This is a genomic window from Marinomonas sp. PE14-40, assembly GCF_051623805.1.
In the GTDB taxonomy this organism is placed as follows: Bacteria; Pseudomonadota; Gammaproteobacteria; order Pseudomonadales; family Marinomonadaceae; genus Marinomonas.
Map to the genome: position 1 here is coordinate 4,083,079 of NZ_CP130700.1, position 12,646 is coordinate 4,095,724.

At 40.8% G+C, this 12,646-nt stretch carries 11 protein-coding genes; all 11 read left to right on the forward strand.

Annotated features, from left to right (window positions below; translation table 11 throughout):
• The 11 genes from znuA to gspF all read left to right on the forward strand — a co-directional run bounded on the left by znuA (nucleotide 1) and on the right by gspF (nucleotide 12,570).
• Nucleotides 1-927: a zinc ABC transporter substrate-binding protein ZnuA gene (gene znuA / locus Q0A08_RS18825; RefSeq protein ID WP_438463006.1), complete on the forward strand. Its 927-nt coding sequence runs from the start codon at nucleotides 1-3 to the stop codon at nucleotides 925-927.
• Nucleotides 928-1,333: 406 nt separating this feature from the next.
• Complete coding sequence (locus tag Q0A08_RS18830) at nucleotides 1,334-2,311, forward strand: KpsF/GutQ family sugar-phosphate isomerase (RefSeq protein ID WP_438467666.1); 978 nt, start codon at nucleotides 1,334-1,336, stop codon at nucleotides 2,309-2,311.
• Between the two features lie 26 nt (nucleotides 2,312-2,337).
• Nucleotides 2,338-3,198, forward strand: coding sequence for a 3-deoxy-8-phosphooctulonate synthase (kdsA, locus tag Q0A08_RS18835; protein WP_438463007.1), 861 nt, complete (start codon nucleotides 2,338-2,340; stop codon nucleotides 3,196-3,198).
• Complete coding sequence (locus tag Q0A08_RS18840) at nucleotides 3,195-3,794, forward strand: KdsC family phosphatase (protein ID WP_438463008.1); 600 nt, start codon at nucleotides 3,195-3,197, stop codon at nucleotides 3,792-3,794. The genes kdsA and Q0A08_RS18840 overlap by 4 nt, the downstream gene beginning before the upstream one ends.
• A gap of 60 nt (nucleotides 3,795-3,854) precedes the next feature.
• Nucleotides 3,855-4,631 carry a 3-deoxy-manno-octulosonate cytidylyltransferase gene (gene kdsB, locus Q0A08_RS18845; RefSeq protein ID WP_438463009.1) on the forward strand — a complete coding sequence of 259 codons (777 nt, stop codon included), beginning with the start codon at nucleotides 3,855-3,857 and terminating at the stop codon, nucleotides 4,629-4,631.
• 21 nt (nucleotides 4,632-4,652) lie between these two features.
• Nucleotides 4,653-5,384, forward strand: coding sequence for a hypothetical protein (locus tag Q0A08_RS18850; protein WP_438463010.1), 732 nt, complete (start codon nucleotides 4,653-4,655; stop codon nucleotides 5,382-5,384).
• Between the two features lie 194 nt (nucleotides 5,385-5,578).
• Complete coding sequence (locus Q0A08_RS18855; RefSeq protein ID WP_438463011.1) at nucleotides 5,579-6,442, forward strand: type II secretion system protein N; 864 nt, start codon at nucleotides 5,579-5,581, stop codon at nucleotides 6,440-6,442.
• Nucleotides 6,443-6,460: 18 nt separating this feature from the next.
• A complete protein-coding gene (gene gspD / locus Q0A08_RS18860) occupies nucleotides 6,461-8,311 on the forward strand; it encodes a type II secretion system secretin GspD (protein ID WP_438463012.1) in 1,851 nt (616 codons plus the stop codon).
• A 97-nt stretch (nucleotides 8,312-8,408) separates the two neighbouring features.
• The gene (gene traF / locus Q0A08_RS18865) at nucleotides 8,409-9,710 is read left to right on the forward strand and encodes a conjugal transfer protein TraF (RefSeq protein WP_438463013.1); all 1,302 of its coding nucleotides are present in this window, start codon (nucleotides 8,409-8,411) and stop codon (nucleotides 9,708-9,710) included.
• A gap of 167 nt (nucleotides 9,711-9,877) precedes the next feature.
• Nucleotides 9,878-11,323 (forward strand): type II secretion system ATPase GspE, encoded by a 1,446-nt coding sequence (gspE, locus tag Q0A08_RS18870; protein ID WP_438467668.1) that lies wholly within the window; start codon nucleotides 9,878-9,880, stop codon nucleotides 11,321-11,323.
• 44 nt (nucleotides 11,324-11,367) lie between these two features.
• Nucleotides 11,368-12,570 (forward strand): type II secretion system inner membrane protein GspF, encoded by a 1,203-nt coding sequence (gene gspF, locus Q0A08_RS18875; protein WP_438463014.1) that lies wholly within the window; start codon nucleotides 11,368-11,370, stop codon nucleotides 12,568-12,570.
• Nucleotides 12,571-12,646: the final 76 nt, after the last annotated feature.

The following is a 12,646-nucleotide window of genomic DNA, read 5'->3' on the forward strand; positions in this document are numbered from 1 at the left end:
ATGAAGTCTATTTTAGGTTTTTTGTTGATGGGGTTGTTCGCGATAAATGGTCAGTTGCAAGCGGAGACGATACCGAGTATCGCAACTAGCATAAAGCCTGTTTCTATGGTGGTAAAAGCGATTGCAGGCGATAAAGTAAACATAGAGCAAATTGTATCGAATAGCGCTTCTCCTCATGATTTTGCCTTGCGCCCATCTGATTTAAGAAAAGTCATTAATGCTGATTTAGTGGTTTGGGTAGGTGAGTCTCTAGAGCCATTTTTAGAAAAACCGCTGCTTAATAGCCAGCATGCTGATACTGCAATTGAATGGATGTCTTTAGTTGAAGACGCTGGAGATCACCATGAAACAGATAAGCCTAAAACTATGAAAAGCTTTGAAAGTCATGGTCATGATCATGGGCATCATCATGATGGTCTAGATCCACACGTATGGCTGGATTTAGAGAATGCTCATTTGCTTGCCGATGCTGTGACAGAAAAACTTTCTATTATGCTTCCTCAACAAGCCTCTTATTTTGAACAAAACCTAGAGCGTTTTGAAGCGGCATTAGCGCAAGCTGATGCTGAAAATAAACGCTCGCTTTCGCCACTTAAAGAGCTGAATTATGTCGTGTTTCATGATGCATACAGCTATTTTGAAGCGCATTATGATATTGCTCACATTGCAAACATTAGCTTAAGTCCAGAACGTAAGCCTGGTGCCAAAAAGGTTGTTTCGATTAGACGTTTGATGAAAGACGAGAAGGTTGCTTGTATTTTTAGTGAGGTACAATTTAACCCAGCAATCGTTAATGCCTTAGTAGAAGATACTAATGTTAAAGCCATTGAAATTGATCCATTGGGTGCAAATATTGTGCTTAATGAAGCGGCATATGTTGCCTTTATTAAGCAACTGGGGCAACAATTTTCAAAATGTCAGGCTTAAGGCTAAAGATCGGCTTTTGAGGTGTTACTTGTTCCTTCTATCTTGATATCAACAATAATAAAGTGGGTAGACTACTCACTTTATTATCTTCAATTTTCTTCTCTTTTTTCATACCCTCTCCCATTTAACCCTACACGTTTTAAGTATTTAGCTTTAGTTCGAGGGTCATCTTTCATACGGTTAAAAATTTGCTTCGCTTCTTTATGTTAGTCGTAGACTAGAAACAAACTAGATTACTCATTCTATCCAAACTTAAAAGTAAGCTAATGCCTTTAGGTAAGTGCTTTTCAGGTGCTTCTTTGTTAGCTATCTGTTCAATAAGATTTCTATCTTGAATTCGGTTTTTGGGTATAATGCTAGTCATTCTAATTTGTAGAGACCAGACATGGCTGACGTAACAGAAATTATGCCTTCCTCATCACAAGTCCTTAATAAAACAGATGATGAGTTAATTACAAGCGCTCAACATACATTGAATACTCAGGCTAATGCTTTGTCTAAGTTGTCTGAGTCTGTCACAAGTGAATTTGTTAATGCCATCAAGCTGATCATGAAAACCCAAGGCAGAACCATTATTTGTGGTATGGGGAAGTCTGGTTTAATCGGTGCCAAAATTGCGGCTACCCTGGCGTCAACAGGAACCCCTAGCTTCTTTCTTCACCCTGGAGAGGCCTTTCATGGTGATCTGGGTATGATTGACCCTCAAGACACCTTGATTTTGATTAGTTATTCGGGAGAAACGGAAGAGCTGATTCGATTGTTGCCTTCGTTAAAAAGCTTTGGAAACCCATGCATTGCTATGGTTGGTAACTTGCAGTCTACCTTGGCGAAGCATTGTGATTGTGTGTTAGATATCTCAGTGGATAGAGAAACTTGCCCAAATAATTTGGCTCCCACCACTTCAACCACAATGACAACAGCTATGGGTGATGCCGTAGCGGTCGCTTTGATGGAATGTCGTAATTTTCAACCGCAGGATTTTGCGCGCTTCCATCCTGGTGGTAGCTTAGGGCGTAAGCTCTTAACCCGCGTTAAAGATTTAATGCATAAGGATAATCTCCCTGAATGCGAACCAAGTACCTTGTTAAAAGATGCGATTGGGGTAATGACCACTGGCCGTATGGGCATGGTATTGGTAAAACAAGGCAAAGAACTGCTTGGGATTTTCACTGATGGTGATTTACGCCGTGCCATGCTGACAGATGCTGTGGGAATGATGGATAAAACTATTTCTCAAGTAATGACAGCCAGCCCTAAAACCATACATCAAGATACGTTAATTGCGACGGCAGAAGAACAAATGTTACAGGGCAAAATTACCCTATTGATTGCCGTTGATGATGATAATAATGTCGTTGGTTTGCTTGAAATCTACGATCGCTAACTAACTGACTTTTAATGGAAAATAAGATGACAGTAAAAAGTAAAATAATTGAAATTAATCAAGATGTAAAAGTTGCTAACCATTTACCTTTTGTGCTCTTTAGTGGCGTAAACGTATTGGAGTCTCGTGATCTTGCAATGAAGGTTGCAGAAGAACATGTGAAAGTTTGCCAAGCTTTGGACATTCCTTATGTATTTAAAGGGTCGTTTGATAAAGCTAACCGTTCTTCAATTAACTCGTTTCGTGGCCCTGGAATGGAAGAAGGCTTACGTATCTTAGAAGAGGTTAAAACAGGCTTTAATGTACCTGTCATTACGGATGTACATGAAGTCGATCAGTGTGCCCCTGTCGCAGAGGTGGCAGATGTTATTCAGTTGCCTGCCTTCTTGTCACGACAAACAGATCTTGTTGTTGCTATGGCTAAAACGGATGCTGTTATTAATATCAAGAAAGCACAGTTTTTAGCGCCTCATGAAATGCAGCATATTCTCACTAAGTGCGAAGAAGCAGGTAATGACAAGCTGATGCTATGTGAGCGCGGAACCATGATGGGATATAACAATCTTGTGGTCGATATGCTTGGTTTTGGTTTGATGAAAAAGTTTGAGTATCCTGTCATGTTTGATGTGACTCATGCTTTGCAGCGACCAGGTGGTCGTGCGGATTCAGCGGATGGTCGTCGTGCTCAAGTTGCTGAACTAGCGCGTTCAGGTATGGCATTAGGACTTTCTAGTCTTTTCTTAGAAACCCACCCGGATCCAAATCAGGCAAAATGCGATGGCCCATGTGCATTGCCGTTAGATAAATTAGCGCCATTTTTAAAGCAGTTGAAGCAAATTGACGAACTGGTAAAAGGCTTTGATGAGCTGGATACGAGTGCAACATGATGGATAAGCGTTTCTTATCATCATACCTAGAAGAAGCCAGAGAATTTCCTGAGGGCCTGTTAAAAAAACTACAAACGCTAACGTTGGTGGTTTTTGATGTGGACGGCGTATTAACGGATGGCGGTCTCTTGTATGGTGAGAATGGAGAAGAATTAAAGCGTTTTAATGTGAAAGATGGCGTGGCTTTGAAACTCCTACCAAAATGGGGGGTTGAGGTGGCTATTATTACAGCAAAAGATTCAGCGCCTCTGCGTAAGCGCATGTCTGATTTGTCTATTAAGCACTTTTATCCGGGCTGTCATAACAAGAAAGACGCATTTTTAGACTTGTTAAAACGCCTTAATGTAGCGGCTGATAAAGCCGCTTATGTTGGTGATGATGTTATCGACCTGCAAGTTATGCCTTTGGTGTCGCTAGCGTTATGTCCTAATGATGCGCATGTCTTGGTGAAACGACACTCTGATATGACCTTGCTTAGCAAGGCTGGAGAAGGTGTTGCTCGAGAAGTCTGTGACTTACTTTTATCTTCCAGGATGCCGTTGGAAAGTGCTTATGAGGTTGCCCAAAAACCAGCGTTTGAAAGTAAATCAAGCTAGCCTTTAGGCGTTAATTTCATTTAACTACCGAATTATTTTATATCTGAGCCTACTTCAATTATGTCTAACATCTTGCCAGAATTTCATATTGTTATCCCCGCACGTTATGCCTCACAGCGCTTTCCTAAAAAGCTACTAGCACCATTGGCAGGTAAGCCTGTATTGCAGTGGGTATATGAGTTGGCTCTTAAAGCTGGCGCGAGCACGGTTGTTATTGCAACTGACCATGAAGATATTTATCGCGCTGTATCTGACTTTGACGCCAATGTTGTGATGACAAGAGATGACCATGAAAATGGTACAGAGCGACTTGCTGAAGTTGCTCAAATCATGGGATGGCACGATGATGAAATTATTGTCAATGTGCAAGGTGATGAGCCTCTTTTGCCTGTTGCCATTATTCACGATGCAGTTACTGCTTTAGCGAATGATGCGCTAGCTGATATGGCAACTATGGCCTGTCGTATTCAACATAAAGATGACTTTTTTAATGCAAATGTGGTGAAACTTGTAGTTGATGAAAAAGATCATGCTTTGTACTTTAGCCGAGCACCTATTCCATGGGATAGAGATGGCTTTAATCAGGAACAAGCGCTTAATGATGCGATGCCAGCTTATCGACATATAGGTATGTATGTATACAGAGCAAGATTATTGTCTGCATATTGTAAAATGCCTATGTCTCCTTTAGAAAAATGGGAGAAACTAGAGCAATTAAGGCTTTTGCATCAGGGTGTCAAAATAAAAGTTGCTTATGCTGAAGGGATGCCTCCGCATGGTGTAGATACAAAAGAGGATTTGGCTAAGTTAAATCGCTTAATAGAAGGCCAAGCTTAATATAAGAGTAGGGATACAGTGATGAAGGCTAAAGTCTTTCTCTTTATCTGGTTTGTTTTAGTCTTTTTAGTGGCGGGAGTGGTACTGGCACCTTTGCACTTTTGGCGGGCAAGTCTAAATCAAGCGCTAACAGAAGAGGGCGTACGTCTTGAGCAGCTTGAAGGGCGCTTTTGGCAAGGAAAAGCTAAGTTTAGAGTTAGCCAGCTTAGCGGGGATATGTTAATTCAATGGAAGTTGAATGGCATTTTTGAGCCGATAGACTTTCAAGTGCTACATAGAGATATGAAAGCGTGGGGAAGTTTTCAGCCTGAAGTGGATGAAGTGTCTTTGTGGATAGATGGTCTGAGCTTATCAAGTGAACTTTTGAACTCAGTTTTAGAGCCTTATAAAGCAAAAGTCTCTGGCGGTAACATAGTACTGGAAAAATTGTATGGAAAATGGCCCTATGTAGAGTCTACTCCTAGCAAGTTAAGAGGTAATGGCTACTGGGAAGGTGGAGATTTAGATTTTGTCATATCTAGGCAAAGAGACAGTGTTTCGTTAGATAAGGTGCTGTTTGAGTTGATTAATATTAATTCAGTCAATCAGTTAAAAGTTACCTCTGTAAAAGGTGTGCCTTTTATTAATGCCAGTGTGAGCCGGCAAGGAGAGGCGGAATTGTCCGTTATGCCTGCTGTGTTTGAACTAATAAATCAACCTTGGACAGGTGATATGGATGCGCCCGTTTTTGTTATGACAGATAAGATTTTTTGATATATTAGTAATAATGAATAATGTGTAACATATTGATTAAGGTGAGTTTAAACGGATCTATCACTTATAGGTCTCAACTTAGTTGATAAATTAAATCTTGCCAAACTGAATATAAACAATAATAAGTAGATGAGATAAATCATGCTAAAAAGAAGCCGTCAGCAAGTGTTAGCTTCACCCAAGAGGTGTTGGTGATGGCTATGGGGGCATTGCGTTTGGAAGCTTGGTTTCGATATTTAGCTTTATTTAGCTTTGTTAGCCTCTCTGCTTATTCTGCTGCTCAGGTTTTCTGGTCTTTTACGCCAATGCCAGAACAATCGTTAGCTGCAATTGATTTTCGAACCACTCAAAGCAATAAAGCTCAAGTGAAAATGGCTTCATCCTCTTTGTTTGGTTACCTTGCTAAAGCTGAAGTACTAACCGTAGAGCCTACTAAAAAGACCAAACTAAAACTCACCCTTAAAGGGGTTATGCCTGCTGTAGAGATGAAAGACTCTATGGCAATCATCAGTTCAAGAAGTAAAAAAGATGAAGTCTACCGTATTGATGCGCAAATCATTCGGGGCGTTTTACTTAAAGAAGTCTATAACGATCACGTCATTATTGAGCGTGCTGGTAAGTCTGAATCCTTATATTTTGATGAAGCTAAGTTACTCACCTTAATTGAAACTGCTGATGATCAAGTGTTAGTAAATCAGCGGTCAACTTCTACTAATGTGCTTACGGATGGAAGAAACACAAATGAAATTGGTGTAGGTGTTCTATCTCCAGCCGAGATTTTGGATACCTATGAAGCCTTATTTGAAGAAGACCCTAATACCCTTTTAGCCACTACAGGGCTACGTTCAAATGGAACATCTTATGAAGTGCTTGCATCGAGTTCTTTGATTGCTATGGGCCTTAAAGCAGGAGATAAGATTGTCGCGGTAAATGGGCAAAGTGTAGGCAATATTGAGAGTGATGCGGGTTTAGGTGAGTTAGTTCGCAAACAAAGTGTCGCTAATTTTCAAATCCAACGGGGAAGTCGGACCTTTTCTGTGTCATATCCGATTAAATAACAATATAAAGGATGGTAGATGTATTCTGTTGTAACGCAAAAACTGCTTAAGTTAGTTGTATCTCTTTGTTTATTTATTCCTTTGATGGCAATCGGGAAAACTTGGCAAGTTAATTTGCAACAGGCGGATATTAGCATTTTTATTCGACAAGTCGCTGAAATGACAGATAGAAGTTTTATTGTTGACCCTAGGGTTAAGGGTAAAGTGACGGTTATTTCAAACGCTAGCTTGGATGAAGATGCTGTATTTCGTTTATTCTTATCTGTACTGACCGTTCATGGCTATGCGGTTCTTGAGTCTCCTGAAGGCTTTAAAATATTGCCGCAAAATATTGCGAAGCAAGGTGGATTGAACTTTGACCCTTCAGGCGGCGCCCCCGGTGAGTTAATGGTTACCCGCGTATTAGCGATTAAGAATGCGGTCGCTTCTGAACTTGTTCCAATTTTACGCCCATTAATTCCTCAGTACGGTCACCTTGCTGCTGTGCCGACAATGAATGCTCTGATTATTAGTGATCATGCAGATAACATCCGAAGTCTAGAAGATTTGGTTGAACGTTTAGACAGTACTAATGAAGGTGAAATGACCGTCGTACCACTCAAGCATGCTTGGGCTGGCGATGTCATTACTTTGTTGCAGCAACTGACAACAACGACAACAGGTAAAGGGGCAAGATCTAGCGATGTCACAACAATTGTGGCAGATGAAAGAACAAATCGTCTTATCCTAAAGGGGAAGCCAGGCGAGCTTAATCAGATTAAAGACTTGATCATAAAGCTTGATATTCCCGCTGAAAAATCGAGTCGACTACAATACATTCCACTGCAATACGCTGATGCAACCAAAGTTGCTGATTTACTCAAAGGGGTTGTCGGTGATATTGAGAAGAAAGAAGGTTCAGCACCAGTTTTAACGACAAATATTCAGGCTGACACCGACCTTAATGCGCTGTTGATCAATGCAGAACCTGGTGTGATGACAGAAATTAATTCTGTGTTACAGCGAATTGATGTGCCAAGAGCGCAAGTCTTAATAGAAGCTGTAATTGTTGAAATTACAGTGACAGATACAGAAGAACTTGGTGTGCAATGGCTAATTGGCAGCAATGATGGTCTGAATTCAGGTTCAAATTTTACGACAGCAGGAACTTCAGCAAACTCAATCTTTACATCGGTAGGTGCAGGTACGGCTAATACTTTAGCTACTGGCGGTACTGCTATTTTGGGAGATACTAATCTAGGTGCCATTATTCAAGCACTGCAGAGTAAAACCAATTCCAACCTTCTTTCAACTCCAAAAATATTAACCCTAGATAATCAAGAAGCACGAATTCTGGTAGGTGAAACTCGACCCTTTCAAACAGGTGAGTACTCTGAAAGCAGCAGTAGTACCTTTGTTACTACATCCCGAGAAGATGTGGGCTTGACCCTGAAGGTAACCCCCCATATTAATTCGGGTAATGAAGTTAAAATGGAGGTGTTTCAAACGGTTGAATCTGCCTCAGATGAAGCTAGTTCTTTAGGTACTATAACAACAGTTCGAGAGGTGGAGACAGTAGTAATAGCCGGTGATAGGCAAACAATAGTGCTAGGTGGTTTGATTCAAGACAATATTACAGAATCAAAACAGAAGGTGCCTTTTCTAGGTGATATTCCGTTTATTGGGGCCTTGTTTAGAAGTAGCTCTTTTAGTATTGATAAGAAAAACCTTCTAGTTTTTATTCGCCCTACCATTATTCGCGGTAAAGCTAATGTTGATAGTGTTACCAATAAACAGTATCAAGGTTTTAGAGCCGTTGAGATACAAATGAGCTCACCAAGAGAAGGTGGTCTTGAAGGTATGTTTGAACCTGAACTATCAGATGAATAACATATCTGGATAAAGTGTCTATGATTGCTAGTACTTAAATCCACTTTGCTGATAACGTTGGGGCTTTCAAAGTCGATTTACTCATAAAGAGGATTTAATGGCAAGAAAGCTGTATCTGGTGCTAGCGTGTTTTTACAGTGCTTTGTGTTTTTCTGGACAACCAGTTTATCACCCTATTGGCTCTGCATCGACTTTAGGTTCTGTTACAAATAGTGGTTTTATATCAAGTAGCTTATCAAACCCTGCCAGTCCATTTCTAATGTTTGATGAGAATGAGAGCCGTGATAATCCGAGAGGCTTATTTCGTTTTGGTATATTAGGGCCTGGCGGATTTGGTGCTGAGGTTGGCCAACTTGATTCTTTATCGGACGAACTTGATGGGCTTGAATCTGTTCTAAATGATACCAGTCTGACGAGTGCTGAAGCGGCTGCCGCACAGACAAAATATAATGCTTTTTTGAAAAATGCTGGTGAGCAAGGCTATATAAAAGTTTCTACTGCTGGCTATGTTCCTGCTTTTCCTATTTTTTATAAACATCCTAAATTTGGTACCTTGGCCTTTGATTTGATACTTCAAGGGGAAGGGAAAATGAAAGTGCTTGATGACGATATTAATATCGTTGTGAGCGGTGGTAGCACGACTTTGGAAACTGATTCATCTGTCTACTCTAAGACGGCATTGGCTGCCGTATTTGGTGTAGGTTATAGCAAACAAGTATTGCGGACTCGACAGGGACGCTTAATCTTAGGCTCCAAGTTTAATCTGACTCGAATGAAGCTGGAACGAAGCTTAAGTACGATTGAGAATATAGATAATGATAGTCAGTTTGAAGAGAGTGAAGCGCTTTCGACTAACTATAGTGTTGATCTAGGGGCGATCTGGTTAACTCAAAATGTTTTGTACGGGGTTAAAGTCACCAATATTAATGAGCCTATTTATTATTACGATACTTTAGGTGGTAGCTGTGCTTTAAAAACAGGTGCGGCTTTAACCAACTGTAATACTGTTGCGACTTTCGTTAGTTCAAATGATCTAACTCACGATGAAACTTATGTAGCAAAGCGTCAGTTTAGTATAGAAGCTTCAAGTTCGTTTGCTAATGGGATTTGGAGTGTGCAATCTAGTTTAGACTTAAATACTGTTGTTGATGCTGTCGATGATGAATACCAATGGTTAGTTGTGTCTTCAAGCTATTATGGGGATTTATTGTTACCCGGCTTTCGAGTCGGTTATAGCCGCAATCTTGCGGGAACCCAATTAGATTATATTAATCTTGGTTTTACTTTTTTCGATCGAGCTAACTTAGATTTTGGTTGGTCTTTGGATACGGTTAAAGTTGATGGAAAGTCTTTGCCGAGATCCTTGTTTGTTAATCTAGGGATAGAGTCAGCATTTTAAAGTGGTTTTATAGGTCAGCATTTTGAGACTTTTTGTTTTCTTATGCTGGCTAGGTAAGCTTTGTGTTGCTTGAAGCTTGAGTGGTATTGAAATTGATGTAATTGTACTAGGTCTTTGTACTAAAAGTGATTCTAGTATCTGATTTATAAGGAAGTGTTTTGTCGTCATTGCCCTATTCATTCGTTAAACAATCCGGTGTGCTGTTAAGACAGGACGCAGACTTGTGGGTGCTCGTGCATAAACAGGGAACTGACCTTAAGGCGATTTCTGAGGCATTAAGAATCTCACCTAAAGAGCCTAAAATTGAATGTTTGAGTGATACTGACTTTGATGAAGCTGTCGTGCGCTTCTATCAGCAAGAAGGCGGGCAATCTTTAGCTATGGCACAAGGGATCGGTGATGATATGGATTTAGCGAGTGTTGCCGAAGCTCTGCCTGAAAGTGAAGATCTATTAGAGCGAGAAGGCGATGCGCCCATTATTCGTCTAATTAATGCCATTATGAGCGAGGCGGTAAAAGAAGAAGCTTCGGATGTGCATATTGAAACCTTTGAAAGGCGTTTGGTTGTTCGTTTTCGTGTAGATGGTATTTTGCGTGAAGTGATAGAGCCAAGACGAGCATTAGCCCCTATGCTGGTGTCTCGTATTAAAGTGATGGCAAAGCTGGATATTGCTGAGAAACGTGTGCCTCAGGATGGGCGTATTGTGCTTAGGATTTCAGGACAAGAAGTGGATGTGAGGGTATCAACGCTGCCTTCATCTCATGGGGAGCGTATTGTAATGCGTTTGCTTAATAAGCAGGCGGGCCGCTTAGATTTAACCCATTTAGGTATGAATGAATCTGACCGTGAAAGGTTACGAGACGTGATCAGCCACCCTCATGGTATTCTTTTAGTGACTGGCCCAACTGGGTCAGGTAAAACAACCTCTCTTTATGCTTCTTTAGGTTACTTAAACAACGGGCGTCGCAATATCATGACGGTTGAAGACCCTGTTGAATACCACTTAGAAGGTATTGGTCAGACACAAGTTAATAGTAAAGCGGATATGACTTTTGCCCGTGGACTTAGGGCAATATTACGTCAAGACCCTGATGTGGTCATGATAGGTGAAATCCGGGATAAAGAAACGGCTGAAATTGCAGTGCAAGCGTCTTTAACTGGCCACTTAGTTCTTTCTACTCTTCATACTAATAGTGCGGTTGGAGCGATTACTCGTTTAGAAGATATGGGAGTAGAGCCCTTTTTACTATCCTCTTCAATCGTGGGTGTTCTATCGCAAAGGCTAGTGCGCAAACTCTGTGATGACTGTAAGCAACCTATTCAAGCAGATGAAGCGACACAAGCTTTATTAGAGGTGGGCTCCCCAGTAACTATTTATCATGCGAAAGGATGTGATAGTTGTTTTGATCAAGGTTACCGTGGTCGTATTGGCCTTTACGAGTTGATCCTGATTGATGAAGGTGTGAAAACTCTGATTCATAGTCAAGTAGGTGAGCAAGCGATGGAACAGCACGTGCGTCAAACAACGCCGAGCTTACGACAAGATGGAATGAAGAAGGTAATAGCCGGTAATACCACTGTAGAAGAAGTGCTGCGAGTGTCTCATGGTTGATATGATACATGACTTAGCTTTTATGATGAAAGAGGTCATGATAAATGGCAGCATTTGAATACCTTGCTCTAGATGCGAAGGGCAAGAAGAAAAAAGGCGTATTAGAAGCAGATAATGAACGCCATGTACGCCAAATGTTGCGTGAACAGGGCAAGGTATTGCTAGAAATTAGTCAGGCAAAAGAGAAGCAAGCAAACAGTTTCTTTAGCCCTGGTATTAATATCAAAGAAAGGTCATTGTTAACACGACAACTTGCTACCTTGATTGATGCAGGCCTTCCCATAGAGGAAGCGTTAACGGGTGTTGCTCAACAGGCAACCAAGAATAAAATTCGCAGTATGTTGCTTTCTATTCGTTCTAAAGTGATGGAAGGTCATAGTTTGGCTGAGGCGTTAGCCAGTTACCCTAAAGCTTTTCCTATCTTGTTTCGAGCCAGTGTCGAGGCAGGAGAGCAGTCTGGACACTTACATGGTGTGCTAATGCAATTAGCTGACTTTACAGAGAGACAGAAACAAAACGCACAAAAAATACAAATGGCGATGATGTATCCAGCCATTTTAACTTTTGTGGCTATTGGTATTGTGAGCTTCTTATTGGGAAGTGTGATGCCTGACATTGTTCAAGTGTTTGATACTCAAGGTGCTGAATTACCTGGTATCACTCAATTTATGCTGAGCTTAAGTAACCTAATCACAGGTTATGGTGCGCGGTTTGTCATTGTCGTTGCTGTCGTCATTAGTTTTTACATTTGGTTAGTGTCAAAACCTGCACCTAAAAAGATAAAAGATAAATTAGTACTTAAGCTACCCGGTGTTAGTAGCCTGATTAGAGTCTCCCAAGTAACTCGTTATATTAGTACTTTGGCCATGCTTTCTAGTAGTGGTGTACCTCTAGTAGAAGGGATGAATATCGCTTCTCAAGTTGTTGATAATCTCGCTATGCAAGAAACCTTAAGAGATTGCCAGCAGAAAGTGAAAGAGGGGGGAAGTTTGGGTAAAGCATTTGAGGCAACAAAACTGCTACCACCTATGATGTTACAACTCATACAAAGTGGTGAGCGTAGTGGCGAATTAGACCAAATGTTAGCAAGAGCAGCAAGGCAACAGGAAGATGATACGAATGCATGGATAGGCACTTTAGTTGCCTTATTTGAACCATTAATGCTGCTTGTAATGGGTGGTGCTGTGATGATGATAGTCATGGCTATCCTACTGCCAATCATGAATATGAACCAATTACTGAATTAATAACAAAGCTTATTTGGTGGTTTCCTATTGCCAGATAAGGAGATAAATCAAACTAATTTTTTTGACAGGAATGATA